At 47.8% G+C, this 18,226-nt stretch carries 15 protein-coding genes; 7 read left to right on the top strand and 8 right to left on the bottom strand.

All coding sequences use genetic code 11. The annotated features are described in order from the left end of the window. The first annotated feature begins 9 nt into the window (after window positions 1-9). Both WAE59_RS14655 and WAE59_RS14660 read left to right on the top strand, forming a co-directional pair. A complete protein-coding gene (locus WAE59_RS14655; RefSeq protein ID WP_337856727.1) occupies window positions 10-1,830 on the top strand; it encodes a hypothetical protein in 1,821 nt (606 codons plus the stop codon). A 45-nt stretch (window positions 1,831-1,875) separates the two neighbouring features. Continuing rightward, window positions 1,876-3,921 (top strand): prolyl oligopeptidase family serine peptidase, encoded by a 2,046-nt coding sequence (locus WAE59_RS14660; protein ID WP_337856728.1) that lies wholly within the window; start codon window positions 1,876-1,878, stop codon window positions 3,919-3,921. Window positions 3,922-3,956: 35 nt separating this feature from the next. Here WAE59_RS14660 and WAE59_RS14665 read toward each other — a convergent pair whose 3' ends face one another. The 3 genes from WAE59_RS14665 to WAE59_RS14675 all read right to left on the bottom strand — a co-directional run bounded on the left by WAE59_RS14665 (window position 3,957) and on the right by WAE59_RS14675 (window position 8,031). Next, window positions 3,957-6,017, bottom strand: a complete 2,061-nt coding sequence (locus tag WAE59_RS14665) for a S9 family peptidase (protein ID WP_337856729.1) — start codon at window positions 6,015-6,017, stop codon at window positions 3,957-3,959. A 98-nt stretch (window positions 6,018-6,115) separates the two neighbouring features. Next, window positions 6,116-7,480 carry a hypothetical protein gene (locus WAE59_RS14670; protein ID WP_337856730.1) on the bottom strand — a complete coding sequence of 455 codons (1,365 nt, stop codon included), beginning with the start codon at window positions 7,478-7,480 and terminating at the stop codon, window positions 6,116-6,118. After that, window positions 7,477-8,031 carry an RNA polymerase sigma factor gene (locus WAE59_RS14675; protein WP_337856731.1) on the bottom strand — a complete coding sequence of 185 codons (555 nt, stop codon included), beginning with the start codon at window positions 8,029-8,031 and terminating at the stop codon, window positions 7,477-7,479. The genes WAE59_RS14670 and WAE59_RS14675 overlap by 4 nt, the downstream gene beginning before the upstream one ends. Window positions 8,032-8,174: 143 nt before the next feature. On the opposite strand from WAE59_RS14675, the gene WAE59_RS14680 reads away from it, so the two are divergent. After that, window positions 8,175-9,086: a class I SAM-dependent methyltransferase gene (locus WAE59_RS14680; protein WP_337856732.1), complete on the top strand. Its 912-nt coding sequence runs from the start codon at window positions 8,175-8,177 to the stop codon at window positions 9,084-9,086. Window positions 9,087-9,128: 42 nt separating this feature from the next. Here the strand turns inward: WAE59_RS14680 and WAE59_RS14685 are convergent, their stop codons facing one another. The 3 genes from WAE59_RS14685 to WAE59_RS14695 are packed head-to-tail and all read right to left on the bottom strand — an operon-like array spanning window position 9,129 to window position 12,501. Next, the gene (locus WAE59_RS14685; protein WP_337856733.1) at window positions 9,129-10,196 is read right to left on the bottom strand and encodes a branched-chain amino acid aminotransferase; all 1,068 of its coding nucleotides are present in this window, start codon (window positions 10,194-10,196) and stop codon (window positions 9,129-9,131) included. Between the two features lie 26 nt (window positions 10,197-10,222). Continuing rightward, window positions 10,223-11,521: an HAD-IB family phosphatase gene (locus WAE59_RS14690; RefSeq protein WP_337856734.1), complete on the bottom strand. Its 1,299-nt coding sequence runs from the start codon at window positions 11,519-11,521 to the stop codon at window positions 10,223-10,225. A gap of 8 nt (window positions 11,522-11,529) precedes the next feature. Continuing rightward, window positions 11,530-12,501 (bottom strand): NAD-dependent epimerase/dehydratase family protein, encoded by a 972-nt coding sequence (locus WAE59_RS14695; protein ID WP_337856735.1) that lies wholly within the window; start codon window positions 12,499-12,501, stop codon window positions 11,530-11,532. A 75-nt stretch (window positions 12,502-12,576) separates the two neighbouring features. On the opposite strand from WAE59_RS14695, the gene WAE59_RS14700 reads away from it, so the two are divergent. Beyond that, window positions 12,577-13,758, top strand: a complete 1,182-nt coding sequence (locus WAE59_RS14700; protein ID WP_337856736.1) for a formimidoylglutamase — start codon at window positions 12,577-12,579, stop codon at window positions 13,756-13,758. Window positions 13,759-13,824: 66 nt separating this feature from the next. Beyond that, on the top strand, window positions 13,825-14,964 hold the full coding sequence (locus WAE59_RS14705; RefSeq protein ID WP_337856737.1) for a TlpA disulfide reductase family protein: 1,140 nt from the start codon (window positions 13,825-13,827) through the stop codon (window positions 14,962-14,964). A 217-nt stretch (window positions 14,965-15,181) separates the two neighbouring features. Here the strand turns inward: WAE59_RS14705 and WAE59_RS14710 are convergent, their stop codons facing one another. Beyond that, window positions 15,182-15,814, bottom strand: a complete 633-nt coding sequence (locus WAE59_RS14710) for a DUF6266 family protein (protein WP_337856738.1) — start codon at window positions 15,812-15,814, stop codon at window positions 15,182-15,184. A 221-nt stretch (window positions 15,815-16,035) separates the two neighbouring features. Continuing rightward, entirely contained in the window at window positions 16,036-16,512 is a 477-nt protein-coding gene (locus WAE59_RS14715) for a YdeI/OmpD-associated family protein (RefSeq protein ID WP_337856739.1), read from the bottom strand. A gap of 231 nt (window positions 16,513-16,743) precedes the next feature. On the opposite strand from WAE59_RS14715, the gene WAE59_RS14720 reads away from it, so the two are divergent. Both WAE59_RS14720 and WAE59_RS14725 read left to right on the top strand, forming a co-directional pair. Further along, the gene (locus tag WAE59_RS14720) at window positions 16,744-17,589 is read left to right on the top strand and encodes an AraC family transcriptional regulator (RefSeq protein ID WP_337856740.1); all 846 of its coding nucleotides are present in this window, start codon (window positions 16,744-16,746) and stop codon (window positions 17,587-17,589) included. A gap of 48 nt (window positions 17,590-17,637) precedes the next feature. After that, entirely contained in the window at window positions 17,638-18,225 is a 588-nt protein-coding gene (locus WAE59_RS14725; RefSeq protein WP_337856741.1) for a sigma-70 family RNA polymerase sigma factor, read from the top strand. Window position 18,226 lies beyond the last annotated feature (1 nt).

Below are 18,226 nucleotides of genomic sequence, written 5' to 3' on the forward strand. Positions count from 1 at the left end.
TTTAGTATATTGGAGGAAACGCTACTGCCTATGACCAGGAAAGCCCGAAAGAGTTACAATGCCCTGAAATGGGTCTTAGGAATCCTGTTCTCGGGTATCCTGCTCCTCACGGCCATCTCCTGGTACCTCAGTGTGAAGATTCAGCCGATCATCAAAATCCAACTAAGGGAAATGGTACTCAATGCGACCGATAGTCTGTATCGTATTGAATTTTCGGATGTGAGTACCAATTTCATTACCGGATCAGCAGCTTTAAATGATGTCTCCATTAGTCCCGATACCCTGATCTACCAAAAGCTTGCGGCACTCCGAAAGGCACCGAACAATCTGTACCAGGTACGGCTCAAAAAGCTCATGATCAAAAATTTTCATCCCTGGAGGGCCATCTGGAAGCGTAAACTGAAAATCGATGTGCTGCTTTTTGATAATCCGGAGGTTGTGATGACCAACAGGCAGTTTGATTTTAATGAATCGGGTGGGAAGCATAGCGACCGCTCCCCCTACGACTACATCTCGGCCTACCTCAGTGAACTGAAGGTAAAGACCATAGATTTCAAAAACATCAGCTTCAAATACATCAATAAAAATTTTCCTGTGCCCGAAGCAGATTCGGTAAGGAACCTGGATATTACCCTGAAAAACTGGCTCATCGATGCCCATTCCTCCAGCGATGAGAGCCGCCTTTACCTCTTGAAAGATATCGTGGTCAAGCTCAATGATTATACCTACGCCACACCCGACAGCATGTACCACCTCAAGCTCAACCAGCTTGATTTTTCTGCCTCCTCGGGTAAACTGAACATCCGCAGTTTCAGTGTGCTCCCACGCTACAGTGAGATGAAATTCGGAGCGGTTGCCGGTTTTGCCAGGGACCGCTTCCACATCCAGATGAGCAATATGAGTATGGAGGGAATTGACCTGCCCTTATACATGCGCAAGCAAGAACTGTATGCCAAGGAAATGGAAATTTCCAATGGTTTTGTAGAGGTGTTCAACAATAACGAGCTTCCCAAAAAGGAAGTGCTGCGGACGGGCAGGGATCCCCACCAGCTGCTGCAGAAACTGAAATCCCTGGTGACGGTGAAACAGCTGAGCTTAAACGATGTCGACATCAGTTACGCAGAGTTCGATAAAGACAGTAAGCAAAAAGGAAAGATCACTTTCGAACATACTTCAGGGATCATCACGAATGTGACCAATTCCCCAAAGGTAAAGGCAAAATACCCCTACCTCTTCGCCAGTCTGAGCAGTTATATGATGGGACAGGGCAAGCTGGACATCAATTTCCGCTTCGATCTTGAGGCGAAGGACGGCGCCTTCCGCTATTCCGGGAAACTTGGCCCCATGGATGGGCGGGTCCTCAACCGCATCACCAAGCCCCTGGGGATGATAGAGGTCCGTAGTGGCAGGGTAAAGCAACTGGAGTTTGACATCAGGGCAAATGACCGGCTTGCTACAGGCAAACTGGATTTTGCCTTCAACGATCTTTCGGTAGGCATCCTTAAAAAAGACCAGTTGCAGGACCGCCTGGTAAAGCAAGGACTCATTTCCTTCCTGGCCAATGCCATGGTCATCAATTCCGATAACCCCAATGCTGCCGGCGTATTGGTAAGGGCCCCGATCCGCTACCAGCGGGTGGCCACCGCTTCCTTCTTCAGTTTCATCTGGAGGACCCTGTTTACGGGCATCAAACATAGTGTAGGGGTCACTACAGAAAAGGAGCAAAAGATCAAATCCCAGATCGCTAAATTCGAAAAAATGAAATCGGACCGCGATAAACGCCGCGCGGAGCGCCAGCGACGCCGTGCGAGAAGAGCGATGGAGCGCTGAGCATTCCTTTTTTTTCGTAAATTCAGCGGCACTTAGCAATCAATAATGACCTATCCCGAAACCCAGAAAACTGAAATCAAAGACACTTATTTTGGAACTGAAGTTGCAGATCCTTACCGCTGGCTGGAAGACGACCGCTCAGCAGCAACCCATGAATGGGTAGCAGCGCAGAATGCCCTGAGCCGCGGCTTCCTGGACAAGATCCCTTACCGGGAGGCAATCAAAAACCGGCTCAGCAACATCATGAATTATGAAAAATACTCCAGCCCTTTCAGGGAAGGGGAGTACACGTATTTTTTTAAAAACACAGGGCTGCAAAACCAAAGCGTCTTGTACCGGCAACAAGAGGGAAAGGAAGCAGAAGTTTTCCTGGACCCGAATACCTTTTCAAAGGAGGCAACGACGGCACTTGCCGGACTGTCTTTTACCAAAGACGGGAGCATACTGGCCTACCAGTTGTCGGCCGGAGGCTCAGACTGGACCAGTGTGAAGGTCATGAAGGCCGGGGACAGCACGCTCCTGGAAGATAACCTGCAGGACATTAAGTTTTCCGGGATTGCCTGGAAAGGCAATGAAGGTTTTTATTACAGCACTTACGATAAGCCTGAAGAAGGCAGCCAGCTGTCAGGACTCACCCAATACCACAAACTGTATTACCATCAACTGGGTACTGCCCAGCAAGATGATGTGCTGATCTTTGGCGGGGAGCAAAACCCGAGGAGGTATATCTGGGCTTCATTAACGGACGACCAGCGGTACCTGATCATATCGGCAGCCAATTCTACGTCCGGTAATGAGCTTTATCTTCAAGACCTGAGCCTGGAAGGGGCAGAGATCGTCACCATCGTTGGGGATTTTGAGAAAAGCCATGATATCATCGCCAATACAGGCAGCAAGCTATACCTTTATACCAACCTGCAGGCGCCCAATGGGAAAGTAGTTACGGTCGATGCCGCCCATCCACAGCCTGCCAACTGGAAGGATTTCCTGAAAGAGACAGACAATGTATTGACGCCTGCTACGGGCGGAGGGAAGTTATTTGCCAATTACCTTAAGGATGCGGTCTCAGTCGTACTGCAATACGACATGGAGGGAAAACTGGAACATGAGATTGAACTGCCTGGTTTGGGCACAGCCTCAGGCTTCAGCAGCAAAGAGGAAGAAAAAGAACTGTATTATACCTTTACTTCCTATGTGTATCCGCCTACGATCTTCCGCTACCAGGTGCAGAGCGGCAAATCTGAGGTTTATAAAAAGGCGGGGGTCGATTTTAACCCTGCCGATTACGAATCCAGGCAGGTGTTCTATACCGCTAAAGACGGCACCAAAGTGCCCATGATCATTACCTATAAAAAAGGACTTCAACTGAACGGCAGGAATCCCACGCTGTTGTATGGGTATGGAGGTTTCAATGTCAGCCTGACACCCGCTTTCAGCACGTCCAATATGGTATTGCTGGACCAGGGCGGGATTTATGCAGTGGCCAACCTCCGTGGTGGCGGAGAGTATGGAGAGGCCTGGCACCTTGCAGGAACCAGGCTGAGGAAACAAAATGTTTTCGACGATTTTATTGCCGCTGCCGAATACCTGATCGCTGAAAATTATACCGCCTCAAAATACCTGGCCATTATGGGCGGTTCCAATGGCGGACTGCTGGTTGGGGCTACGATGGCACAGCGCCCCGATCTTTTCCAGGTGGCTTTCCCTGCGGTGGGTGTGATGGACATGCTGCGCTACCATAAGTTCACTGCCGGGGCGGGATGGGCATACGACTATGGCACTTCAGAAGATGATAAAGAAATGTTCGAATACCTGTACCGTTATTCCCCGCTTCATGCACTGAAGGAAGGTGGAAAATATCCGGCTACACTGGTGACTACGGCGGACCACGACGACCGTGTGGTTCCAGCGCATTCTTTTAAGTTTGCTGCCAGGCTCCAGGAATGCCAGGCGGGCGATGCGCCGGTACTGATTGCCATACAGACCAATGCCGGTCATGGTGCGGGTAAGCCGACAGACAAGGCGATAGCAGAAATCGCAGACCGCTGGGCATTCATGTTTTACAATATGGGGCTGGAATACCAGGAATAAAAAAAGACCGGGTTCTTTGCCCGGTCTTTTAGATTTTATTTCAGTAAGTCTTCAGGAACAGGCTTGTTCAGCAGGTTCTGATAATAGAAGCGGAAACGCTCTGCCCGGTCATGCGGCGATTTTGTGCCACCCCATCCATGCCTTCCACCAGGATAGATCATCAGTTCAAAATGCTTATTGGCATCCTGTAATTTATCCACGAGCTGGATGGTATTTTGCATGTGTACATTGTCATCCATATCGCCGTGCATGATGCGCAGCAATCCTTTATAATTATTTACATAGGTCAGCACCGAACCGTTTTTGTAACCTTCAGGGTTTTCCTGTGGCGTGTCCATGAAACGTTCTGTATAGTGGCTGTCATACAGTTCCCAGCTGGTTACCGGTGCCCCTGCATAACCGAAATCGAATACATCTGCTGCTTTGGTAAGGGCGAGGCAGGTCATGTAACCTCCATAACTATGACCAGTGATCAGGAGTTTTTTATTGTCTACCCAGGGTTTTGCCTTCAGCCACAGGGCTGCGGTCGAATAATCTTCTATTTCCCATTTACCCAGGTTGCGGTGCATCAATGCCACGCCCGCTTTACCAAACTGTCCGGAAGCACGGTGGTCTACCGAAATCTGGATGACGCCTTCATTGGCCCACCATTGATTACCTGTCCCTTTCCAGGTATTGGTCACATTGCCTGCATCCGGACCGCCATAGATACTCATCACCACCGGATATTTGGTGTTTTCGTTGAAATCCGTAGGGTAAGTAATGACTGCCGGAAGCTGATAGCCATCGGCTGTAGGGATTTTGATCATTTCCGTTTTACCGAACCGGTAGTTCGCAAAATCGTCTGCTTTACTGTCGCCCAGTTCCTTGATCAGTTTTCCTTTATGATCAAGTAAGGCCCTTTTAGGAGGGGTCGTTACATTGGAATAAGTGGTAATGAAATAAGAACTGTTAGGGGAGATGCTCACCTGGTGTGTATAGTCGCCAAAGCTCAGTCGTTTCAGGTTCTTGCCGCTATAGTCGACCCGGTAAAAGTCCGTCTGTGTGCTAGCTTCCTTGCGTGCATTGAAGTAGACCACTTTATTTTTTTCATCCACCTGTACCAGGTTGGTGACCTGCCATTTTCCGCTTGTCAATGGGTTCAGCAGTTTTCCGTCCAGGGTATAGAGGTAAAAATGTGCCCAGCCCGTCCGGTCACTTCTCAGGATGTAGTGTTTTTTATCTTCCAGATAGGTAATGCGTCCGCCAAAATCCAGGTCTACCCAGGAACTTTGTTTTTCATCGTAAATCTCTTTTTTGAGTCCGGTATTTGGATCTACAGCGTAGAATTTCAGGTTGTCCTGTCCACGGTTCATCCATTGTACCATGAGGTTGCTGCCGTCGAAGCTCCAGTACGGCGTTCCGAAATACTGGTCATCTTTCTCGTTGAAGGCTGCCCAGGTGACCTTGCCGCCTGCTACAGGCACAAAACCTATTTTAATCTCCGGGTTAGGATCGCCGGCCTTGGGGTAGCGGGTCTTTTCCGTATAGCCGTGCTGACCGGTAGAACCATTGATTGGGAACATGGGTACTTTGGTATCGTCAAAGCGCATGAAGGCCAGTTTTTTACTATCCGGCGACCACCAGAAGGCTTTGTAATTGGTCGCCCTGCCCAGGATTTCCTCATAATATACCCAGGATGACCAGCCATTGTAGATCACATCTGTGGCATCTGTAGTGTAACGGATCTCCTTACCTGTCGCTATTTCCCTTGCGTAAAGGTCATTGTTATAGGTAAAGGCGACGTATTTGCCGTCCGGGGAGAGGGTAAGGTTTTTTTCACCCTCTTTTACGGCCACAGGCACATCGGATGTATTGCGGGCAGTGGAGGTATAAGGAGTCTTGCTCCCTGTTTTTACATCTACGGCGTAGCGCTTCCGGTCCTGGAGATCGATCTCGATGTAGTGGTTGTCGTCACTCCAGCCATTGACCATTGGCATTTGTTTCGTCAATGAAGGCAGGCCTCCAAAGATCTGCTGCTGTGTCAGTTTCTTTTGCTGGGCTTGTACAGTGACGAGCAGCGAGAGGGCTACTGTGGTCAGTAAAATTCGTTTCATGGTGCTGATCCGTTTGTTTGGGTTTTAGAATGCCGGAAAATTACTAAAGTCCCCGCAATCTGCGAAAAATGTGAGATAGATGTTACGGTAAACAGCCGCTAAAATCGGAATCCCAAACCCAACTGCAGGTTTTTATACTTTTTCCGGTAACTGCCAAGCTCGCTGCTGATGCGGTAAGGGCTTAGGTTCTGCAGGTAGGTCGTCTCCAGGTTAAACCTTCCGAAACGGAGGACGAAGCCCGCCTGATAGCCCAGTGTCATTCCGCCCGATAGCTTGCTGGCAGCAAGCGCTGTAAGGATATTTTTACCGTTCATGAGGGTATCGGCCGGATTGCTTACCGCTCCAAGTTTACTTCCACGGCCGCCCTGTTTCAGTTGGATGCCAAGTACCGGCCCGGCTTTAAAGCTGATTTTATGGGTGATCCGGTATTCGAGAAGAAGAGGGATGTCGAGTACATTGAGTTCCCGTTCATCCTCTATAGGAATCGTTTTCCGCTTCAGGGAATCACCTACATTGTAATTTGAAGCCATGTACCCGCCTGTCCATAAGCGTCCGGTATTGAGCCTCAGACCGCTGCTCAGGGCAAAACGCTCACTGAGGCTATAGTGGACTGCAGGAGCGAAAAATAAGCCGATTTTTGCCCTGGATACATTCAGCCCTGCTGATATGGAATAGCTCAGGCTGGTGTCGCCCTGTGAAGTGCTTTTTTGCCGTTTTATTTTCGGGACTTTGATTTTTCTGTCGCTGATCTGTACTGCTTTATTGTTCCGTGCAGTTGCTGTACGTTCCAGGATCCTTGCCGACCTTCGATCTGTTTTACTGTCGGCAGACTCATTTTTGATGCGGATCAATGGATTCAGCCTCGCTTGCGGTACGTTCCATACCAAATGATTTGCGGTATCTTTTAAAAGGACAAGGTTGGTTGTCCGGGCAACAAGACCAGCGGTTTTTTCATGAAGATCACTGCCGGCAGCTGAGGCTCCCGGGATCAAGTCAGTATCCGGTATCACTGAAGAGCGATTTTGGGACTCATTTCCCGAAATGAACAGCACAGTATCCGCAACAGCTGTAGGGGCCAAGGCTGCGGCGGCAATTGCTGTGTCCGGACTTAAAGTATCGCGATGGCTGCTGTCGGTGGTTTTCACAGCGCTTTGCTTCAGGACCGATTTGGGGTTGCTTTTCTTCAGGTCTTTCGGCTTTGCCGGTTCTTTCAGTGCTACATAAGTGATGATAGACACCATGGCTGCTGCTGGTAGGATATACCCGAGCATGGTAGCGATTTTGCTGCCAATAGTCTTAATTGCACTGCCGCCCGTCTGCGTACCGCCATTAGTTGGTTGCTGCGGCATTTGCTGATCAAGGATTGACTGCATCTCTGACCAGGAAAGATCCATGTTCTCCTGTACCGGCAGTTCGTCCAGTTTTTTGTTCCAAAGTTTATGATGCCATCCTGAATTTTTCATTTTATACTTCCTTTAGGATCAAGTAAACCTCTTAATTGTTTTTTTGCGGCAGATAAATGCCACCTGGATGTGCTCTCAGTGATTTGGAGTTGTTCGCCTATTTCTTTGTGTGTATATCCTTCCAGTACCGATAGGTTAAAGACCATTTGAGCGGCATAGGGCAGGGACTTGATCATCAGTAACAGGTCCTGCGCATAAAGTTTGTCCAGCGCCTCCGGAGCAATGAACACATCTTCGTCGCCGGGGAGCTCATCAATATCCGTTTTGAACCGGAGTTCTTTGCGTCCCAGATCAATGCAGGTGCGTACCATGATCGTCCTGATCCAGCCGCCCAGGTTCCCTTTTTCCGCATTGAAGGTTTGCATCTGCTGAAATGCCTTCAAAAAGCCCATGTTCAGGGCCTCTTTAGCCAGATCAGTGGTCCTGAGGTACCGGATGCAGATCCTGAGCATGTCTGCATAGAACATCTTGTACAGCATTTCCTGTGCGGCCCGTTCATTGGCCATACAGCCTTTAATCAGGACTTCATCTCGCATAAGGGAACGGCTCATTTAAATAGTTCTGGGGTCGAATATACATCTTTCTATATACCATTACGGAAGCCAGTGACAAAACGCGGGGTCTAAAAATAAATATTTTTTTACACCAACGGAAGCTGGCCGAAAGGCGTAATCCCTTAAAGAAGAGAAGTCAGATGTTCAACAAAAAAAGTTACGAATTACATGCCGCCTGGTACAACCGGCAGTTTCCGGACGCCGTTGCCAAACGGAGCTACCTGAGCCGGTACAGTCAGTCGGATGATGACATTGGCAGCTGGCTGCAACAGCTTTTTTTCTCTTGTCTGGATCCCTTACTGAAACAGAAAGATCAGCATTGGCTCAGCATTGGTGATGCCTATGGTTTCGATGCCGCCTACATTTTGGGAAAGGGAAACAGGGCGGTAGCGAGCGATCTCAATACTGATTTTCTAACACTGGCATGGGAGGAAGGGATCGTCACCGATTTCTCCGCGCAAAACGCCGAGCAGCTCGGGTATCTGGACGGTGCATTTGACTACCTGTTGTGCAAGGAATCTTACCATCATTTTCCGCGGCCCTATGCTGCACTTTATGAAATGATCCGCGTGGCCAGCAAGGCCATTGTGCTCATAGAACCACAGGACCCCATCAGTAAAATGCCCGGTTTGTTATGGGTCACCAACATCCTTTCTGTACTGGGACGTAACCTGATCGGCAAAGTATGGAAGAACCGTTTCTCCTATGAGCCCGTTGGCAATTTTGTGTACAAGGTGTCCGAAAGAGAAATGGAGAAATTTGCGGCCGGACTGGGCCTGCCTTTACTTGCTTTCAAAAAAATCAACCCTAATTTTTATTTTAAAGGGGCCGAAACGGTAAAGGCGGAGTTGCGCAATCCGAAATTTTTAAAGATCCGACTCAGAAAAGGCTTGGCAGACCTGCTGGTTAAGCTCCGGCTGATACCCAGCCAGGTGTTGTGTGCGGTGATCTTTAAGGAGCTCCCGGGAGATCCGTTGTTAAAGGAGTTAAAGACCGGGGGTTATGAATTGCTGTACATTCCTCAAAACCCCTATGTGAAGGGGCAGACATAAAAAAAGCGCCTTTGAGGGGCGCTTTTAAAAAAATATGCTTGCTTATTGAACAATCCAGTTCCAGCCCAGTTCATCAGGCGCCAGTCCGTAGCGGATGTCATTTAAAGTCTTGGCAATACTTGAAGAAATGGTACGTGTTGAAGGATCAGACAAGGTATAGATTTTACCATTGTAACCGATCTCGCCGATAGGCGTTACCGTTGCGGCAGTTCCGGCAGCAAAAGCATCCGTTACCGTTCCGTTTTCGATACCGTCGAGGATTTCTTTCACGCTCACACGTCTTTCTTCCACTTCAATACCGGCTTTTTTGGCCAGGGTAATGATGGTATCGCGGGTTACACCGTCCAATACTGTACTCCTTACAGAAGGAGTCACCAGTTTACCGCCGATCACGAAGATCAGGTTAGCTGTACCAGCTTCCTCAATATACTCATGAGAAATGGAGTCTGTCCAGATCAGTTGGTCGAAGCCTTCTTTTTGTGCTTCGGCAAAAGGATATAAGGAGCGGGCGTAGTTACCTGCAGTTTTGGCAAAGCCAACACCACCGTCGTCCGCGCGTGTAAACTCAGTTTCGATCTTCACTTTCAGGGCTTTGCTGTAGTAAGGGCCTGTAGGTGTAGTCAATAAGGCAAAAGTGTATTTGTCAGAAGGTTTTACACCCAGGTAAGGATCAGTAGCGAACATTACCGGGCGGATGTACAAGGAGTATCCATCCTGTGCAGGTACCCATTTTTCATCGATATCGATCAATGCCGCGATGCCCTGCATGAAAATCTCTTTAGGGATAGCTGGCATAGACATACGGGCTGCAGATTTATTGAAGCGCTCGTGGTTTTTGTCGCCCCTGAACACAGAGATTTTTCCATCAGCCTGGCGGTAAGCTTTCATTCCTTCAAAGATCGCCTGTCCATAGTGCAGGGCAGAAATGGCAGGGCTCATTGGGATCGGGCCATAAGGCAGGACCTGCAGGTTCGACCATTCGCCGTTATCATATTCTGCAATAAACATGTGATCGGAAAATACTTTTCCGAAAGGTAATTGAGAGAAATCTGTTACCGTTAATCTGCTTTGATCAGCCTTTGTGATCGTGATGTCCAATGTCTCGTTCATTATCGTAATATTTCGTAGGGACAAATTTAATATAAAACCCTGAATTTAATGGTATGCTCGATCTTCTTTAAGAATTTAAATAGCTGTTTGTCATACTGGGTATTGATGTCGGTGATCACATAACCGATGCTGGCATTCGTCATGAGGAACTGTCCTACGATGTTGATGTCATGGTAAGCGAAAGCCGTATTGATCTTCGCCATGATACCCGGAACATTCTTGTGGATGTGGATCAGTCGGTGTGATTTGTCGATCCTTGGCAATTGCAGGTTCGGGAAATTGTGGCTGAGGTGCGTAGTTCCCGTGTTCATAAAGTCGATCATCCTTTTTGGGATGAAGACATTGTTTCTCGGGTTGCCTTTCATATCATCAAACACGACAATCCCCTGCTCCGTGCATTTTTGCAGGTCGATCTTTCCTTTTGCACTGCCCAGGTAACCGATGGTCTTCAGGGTCAGGGCCCTTTCCAGTTGCTCATCTGTGATCTTTTCGCCATCTGCGAGCAGCATCATATGTACATCGGCCACATATTTATCTTCGAAGCTTTCTTTATGACGGATAGAAAAACCGTCTTTTTTCAGCAGTTCGATACTTTTAGGGTCTACTTCACCGATCACCAGGCAGAGGATCCTGTTCTTTGGATAAGAAATGGCCCGCGGCAGGTTGTTTACATAGAGGAATTCATCGAAGCTCGGCGTCACGTGATCAGCCTTCTTCACGATGCTTTCCCTGGAAATATTTTCCGTAAAAGCATAGAACTTCTTGATCAGTCCGCTTTCGCGCAATTGAAAATCAGAATAACCATCGCCGATGCCATAGAGGTCGCCCTCCAGGTTCAGCTGTTGCATCAGTTTCACTTTCCCGCCTTCTTCACTCAGGGGATTGCTATGGTCGTAGTCAATAATCTTTCCATCACCGGTGGTTACGAAGGTATTGGCGTAGATGTTCTCTTTCTTGATGTGGTACTGGCTCACCACCGGGGTGATGAACTCTTTGAATCCGCCAGAAACGATCAATACTTCATCGGCATGCTTTTTAAAGAAGGCCGCATTGCGGGAAAAAGAAGCAGAAACTTTCTTTTTCAGGTGCTTGATCAGTTTTTTCAGGTGATCTTCATTTGCTTCCAACAATTTTACACGTTGCGCCAGGCTCTCACTAAAGGACAGTTTGCCTTCCATAGCCAGGTTGGTCAGGTCCTCAATCTTTTGAAAAATGGCTTCCTTATCCGGATGCTTGGTCAGGGAGATCCTGGCCAGTTCGTCCAGTGCCTCTACCTGGGTGAAGGTACTGTCAAAGTCAATGATGTAAATGTTCTTTTGCTTCATGGTTTAATTTAGGTATTAGATAAAGCCCTGCAGGTCTCAGCGATGCTTTGCGACAGGGGCTTGAATGTGATTCCGGTGGTATTTTTGATTTTTTCGTTGCTGTACAGGCTCTCATTGAGGCTGCTGCGCGCAGCATCGCTGGTCAGTGCGGCAGGTTTTCCTGTAAAGAGGGAAGCCAGTTTCGCAGCCCTCCAGGCAATGCCCAGCATCCAGGCTTTTGCCTCTTTTGCCGGGGCTTTTACGTTGAAACCTTTGGCGATCTCGGCAAAGAAATCCTGGTAGTGGTAGTTTTCTGCGGAAAGGATAAAGCGCTCCTCAGTAACTGTACTGTTCATGAGCAGGACCATGCTTTTAGCGACATCGCTGACATCCACAAATCCGGTAGCACCTTTAGTATAGTAGGAGAGGCCATCCTTTACCAGTTTAAAGATGGCACCGCTGCCTTCAAAGCCGGCCGCCGGCCCGATGATCACAGAAGGGTTTACGATGACCGCATCCAGTCCCTCGGCAATGCCGCGCCAGACTTCCATTTCCCCTTCGTATTTGGAGATGGCATAGCTGTGTGAGCCAGCCTCATATTCCCGGAAATCTTCTTCCCCGATCAGTGTTGCCCCTTTTTTAGGATTTCCCAATGCCGCAACAGAACTGACATGCAATAGCCTGGCACCATATTCCAGGCAGAGGTTTACGATGTTGCTGGTGCCTTCGATATTTACCCTTAACAATTTGGCTTTATCTTTCGGGTTGAAAGATACCAGTGCTGCACAATGATATACCTGATCGATATCCTCAAAGGCATCTTCCAGGGCGGTGATGTCATTAATGTCGGCAGTTACCCATTCCAGCAGATCATTTTGCTGCAGGGAGGACGGTATTTTAGAATGTTCGCGTTTCAGCGCCCTGAGACGGATCCCCTGTCCTGTCAACTGACGAATTAATTCTGCTCCTAAAAATCCAGTAGCACCGGTAACCAATATCATTTCATTTTTTTTAGGATGTTCATTAAAATATGCGCTCAAAAATAGATATTTGATGCCATACATTTATAGTACCCTATGTCTTTATCAGATTTTTTTTCACCCTTAAGTCCAGACAAATTTAGCCCGAAAGCAGGTTTTTTGACCAGCCAGCTCGGTTTAAAGACTACTTTTTTTGTAGATCATTTTCCGGAATTGGAGGAAAACGCTTATGATATTGCCATTATCGGGGTACAGGATGACCGTGCGGCGGTCAATAATGAAGGTTGCGCACTGGCTCCTGACTACTTTCGGGAGCAGTTTTATACCCTGCATGAAGGGCCTTACCTCACAAAGATCGTTGATTTGGGAAACATCAGGGCCGGGTCTGCGATCTCCGATACCTATGTCGCCCTGAAAATGGCGGTGACCGAACTGGTGAAATTGAATATTGTACCGGTGATCATCGGTGGTGGACAGGACCTAACCTATGCACAATACCTGGCCTATGAAGACCTGGAGCAAAAGGTAGACCTGGTCGTGGTCGACAATAAATTTGACCTTGACGAAGACGATGACGAAGGGCTTACGGCCCGTTCCGATACCTACCTGAACAAAATCCTCTTGCACCAGCCCAATTACCTGTTCAACTTCAGCAACGTCGGTTACCAGACCTATTATGTGAACCAGGACAGCTTGAAGGTGATGAGCAAACTCTATTTCGATGCGCACCGCCTGGGGGAATTTGCAGAAGATATGTCGCTGGCCGAACCCATCATCCGGAATGCCAACATGATCAGTTTCGACATTGGTGCCATCCGTTCCTCGGATGCCGGTGCCAACGCCAATGCGGGGCCCAACGGTTTCTATGGCGAACAGGCCTGCCGCATCACCCGTTATGCAGGGATGAGTGACAAGCTCAGTTCCATCGGCTTCTATGAATTCAACCCCGCATTCGATCAGAACGGGCAGACTGCCATGTTGCTGGCCCAGATGGTCTGGTATTTTATGGACGGTTATTACAACCGTAAAAAAGACTTTCCGCTAAGCCCAAAATCACAATACCTGATCTACCGCGCCAGTCTGAGCGACGGCACCGGAGAGATGCTGTTTGTGAAGAGCAAAAAATCCGACCGCTGGTGGATGCAGGTCCCTTATCCGACCGGAATTTCCAAGAACGAGCGTTTCCACCTTGTGCCCTGCCGGTACGAAGATTATACGACTGCGGTAAACGGCGAAATGCCTGATCTCTGGTGGCGTACCTTCCAAAAGCTACTATAATTTTACAATTGATTTTGCGTTAAGTAATTGTTGATTTCTCTACATTTACATCAAACTTAAGTACTCATGAAAAAAATATTATTATCTGCTATGGCGCTTTTGCCGTTGGCAGTACTGGCACAGAAGCCTTTCAGCATCAACGCAAATATCAAAGGTTTGAAGGCAGGCGACAAAGTATACCTGGCTTATAAAGGGGATGCGGGCAACGTGACTGACTCTACAGTCGTAGCCAATGGCGCATTTGCATTTAAAGGAACCTTAACTTCACCAACCAGGGCAAACCTTTTCCTGAACAAAAACCTGATGGTGAGCCGTCCGGCACCAGGCGAAAAAGTAGACATGCTGGCCCTTTACATTGAGCCTTCAGCCATTAAGCTTGCTGCTGCTGATTCTCTAAAAAATGCGGTGATCACGGGATCATCAGTCAACGATGATGACAAAAAACTGAAAGCGCTGACCAAATCATTGGCAGATCAGATGCAAGCCATCAACGTACAGTACAATAACCTGAGTGCAGAAGAGAAAAAAGCACAACAGGAAGTATTGGGCAATAAATATGGTGCTTTGCAGGATCAGATGAAGCCGATCCAATTGAATTTTGCGAAAAGCAATCCTAAATCTTACATCAGCTTAACTACATTGGGCCAATTGGCTTCTGATGCAGACCTGGCTGCAGATGCAGAGAAAGCATTCACTGCCCTGAGCCCTGAACTGAAAGCCAGCAAAGCAGGTACTGACCTTGCACAATTGTTCGCAGCAGGCAGAAAAACTGCGATCGGCGTAATGGCGATGGATTTCACACAAAATGATGTGAATGACAAACCAGTGAAACTGTCAGATTTCAAAGGAAAATATGTATTGCTTGATTTCTGGGCTTCATGGTGCGGACCATGCCGTGCAGAGAACCCAAATGTGGTAAAAGCTTACAACGACTTTAAAGATAAAAACTTCACTGTACTTGGCGTGTCACTGGATCAGCCAGGTAAAAAAGATGCCTGGTTAGCAGCGATCGAAAAAGACGGTTTAACCTGGACTCACGTATCAGACCTGAAATACTGGGATAACGAAGTTTCTAAAATGTACGGCATCCGTGGCATTCCAGCTAACTTCTTAATCGATCCAACAGGAAAGATCATCGCTAAAAACGTAAGAGGCGAAGAATTGCAGAAAAAACTGGCAGAAGTACTGGGCGCAAAATCTAAATAAGCCGTTCAGTTTGGATGTTAGGTCTAAGTCTTCAGACTTAGACCATGTTAGTCCAGGTCTAACCTATGTCTGAAGACTTAGGTTAGACCTGGACTAGGAAAGTCGTCAAGACTTATAAATGACGTCATTGCGAGGTACGAAGCAATCCCCATAGTGAGATTGCTTCGTACCTCGCAATGACGTTTTTGCGTCTGGTCCCTCAGACGCTATTTTCTTTTTAAATCCCTCCGGCCCACACGCTGTCGCTCACATTTTTCAGGTCACTGGCGACAAAAGCGACATAACACTGCATAGGCCTTTGCAGATCCCGGCTCGGCAGTGCGATAAAATCCTGTGCTTCCCGTCGCCTGGCACCGCTCAATACGTACTTCGCTTCCATCTCGTCCGTAAAGTACAGCAGCAGCATGGCGCGGTCCTGCCAGGTTCCCCAGTCCGTACTTTCATCAAAGTCCCAGTTAAACCTGATTCCCGCTTCCGTTTTTGTAACCTTGGGCTGTATGGCCGGAGCCAGAGTTCCCATGCTGAGCATGGCTTTGCTGTAATCCATGTGTATGTCCGGATAGCTCCCCTGCATCGCATGTTTCTTATTGTAAGATACCGCTTCATTGTGCTGGTTCCTGTCTGTACCTTGTACAGCAAAGAAAAATCCAAGATTGATGAAAGGCAGTACCGGTTTCAGAAAAGCATTTACCACCGCCATTTTCTGGTAATTGGCTAATTTGGCCGGACTTGGCGCTTTATCAGAATGGCCAATCGTGCGCGTCACATTTTTGCCCTTGCTCGTATAGCTCACCAGGTTGCCTACTCTCCCATTGAGGTGTCCAAAGGCACCATTTTTTAAAATTCCCATATGATGATCAAATCTTTGTTGGTGCAAAATTAGTGCAGCTTCTTTTTTTAGCGCTTACACCCACGTCACAAAGAGGAACTGATTTTAAACTCTACAACAGCAGATCAACAGTTTTACCAGTTGCAAGAAAGCCTTCCATAGGCTATTGGCCCATGCAAGGCTTGATCAACCCTTGAGCAGGGCTTAAGTAGGATCTGATGCGGGTACCTTATCACCAAACTTTAATGCGAACTGGAAAGTAGTACATCTATGGCACGGGCTATCCGCTGTACCCTGGCCTCATCATGTTTGGCTTCGGCGATCCAGTTGAGTAAAGATTTTTGTTCGGCTTCGCTATAGTTCATAAAAGCCTGATGTGCTTTAGGCTCATCCTGGAGGCAGGTGATGAGGTCTTCAGGACTGGCCATAGCGGCGATGTCCTGCATTGCAAAGAGGGTCAGTTCCACCCGGTCTCCTTCCTGTTTGCCAATTTCCTTGCGGATTTCTGCTTTTATGGGAAGAAAGAATTCCCCCGTTTTCATTGGCATGAGGTTGTATTCGATGAGCTGATAGCTGTCTATTGTCCCGTTGACCTTCACCACTCCAAATTTAGATTTGAGGTCTGCACTGATTCCGGACAGCCTGATGTAGGTCCAGCCGCCCTTCATTTGCATCCTTTCCAATAGGAAAAAGCCTGATATGATCGGTGTTTTTGACATGTTCAATTAAGGGTACAAGATACCAATCATTTTCCAGAGAAGTGTTAATTATGGCTGAACAAATATTGTTCTGTATGGCTTCATTTCGACATTTCTTTCAAAATAAAATTTGCTGAAATTGCGATTTGAGTACATCCTTTGCGCTTTCGTTCGGTGAGTTTGTTCAGGTCAGGATCTTCAGCGAATTTTGCCGGTTGATGTTGAATATGAACCAAAATTAGCGGTTAGCAGATGATTGAATTGAGAACGTTGAAACACCGTAGGGCTGTGGTCGTGTCCGGTACGAAGTCGGGTTGCGGTCAGGCAGGCCCTGGCGAAATGCTGCCCGAAGTGTACCGCCTGGAGCGAATGAGGGGGATTCCGCTTCCCTCCAGGTTATTCAGTGGCTATGTTGTGGTTTTGGTATTGAGTGGTGAGGCCTTATTCACGATGGGTTACCGGAACTATACCGGGCAGAAGGGCAGGTTATTTGTATTCCATCCCGGCTGTCTGGGCGGCATGGACCTGAAAGATTCCAAAGGATGGTTCCTGCGTTTTGAGGAAGCCGCTTATTGTGCTTTTTGCAATCATTACCCTGAACTGAAAGACCGGGGTCTTTTTGATGAAAACCTGGAGCCGGTATTTCAGGATCTTCCCGGAGCTCAGGAAAAGACATTGAAGTCGCAGTTTGCCGAACTTCCACACAGTTTTTACCGCCTCTTGAAACAGATCGTTCAGCTTTCCAGGCGGGCAGAGCCGGTACAGCCAGCGGAGAGCTGGACAGAAGCGAAGCTGCGGGAATTTGAGGAATTGCTGGACCGTTTTTTTAAGCAGGAGCGGACGACTGGCTTTTACAGCAGGAAGCTGGGCCTGACCGACAGGCGCCTCAATTCATTAGTTGCGGCTAAATATGGCAAGACAGTACGTAGCCTGATCCTGCTGAAAGTGGCGGATGAAGTGCTGCGGATGTTGAAGGAGACAGATCAGGAAATCCCCTTGATCACAGAAGAACTGGGTTTTTGCGATACGAGTCATTTTTATTCTTTTTGTAAGAAAACTTTTGGCGCAGGTCCAATAAGGATCAGGAAGAAGTTCTGAGTTTGTTTTCTGAAAAATTCCTAACTTAGCATATCATATAAAAACTGGATGGCACTGAGACCATTACATCATGAAAAGGAATTGCTGGCCCGTGTGGCTGGTGGCGATGAGGCAGCTTTTACCGAACTCTTTTACGGGTATCATAACCAGTTGGCCGGCTATGTGCAATTGCTGACAGCATCGAAAGAGCTGAGCCAGGAGATTGTGCAGGATGTGTTTGTGAAGGTGTGGATGAACAGGGAAGCACTGCAGGAGCTCCACAGCTTCAGTTCGTATTTGTTCATCATAACCAGGAATTACACGCTCAATTGTATCCGGAAGACTGCCAGGATACAGGGGCTGGTAGAGACTTATGATATCGATCTGTTAAAAGATGAGCTGGAAGATTTTCAGGAGCGCTCATTGCTCGATGATCCGGAATACATCGCTTTGGTAGAAAGGGCAGTAGCGCAGTTGCCGCAACAACAGCAGCGGGTATTCAGGCTACGCCAGCAAGGCCTGAAAAATCCTGTGATTGCCAGCCAAATGGAAATCTCAGTAGATTCAGTAAAGAAATATCAGCAATTGGCGGTCAAAGCAGTCGCAGAGTTTGTGAAAGCACATGCAGCATTGTCGATATTGCTGATGGTTAAATAGA

The sequence above is a fragment of the Pedobacter sp. GR22-6 genome (assembly GCF_037402555.1).
Taxonomy (GTDB): Bacteria; Bacteroidota; Bacteroidia; order Sphingobacteriales; family Sphingobacteriaceae; genus Pedobacter.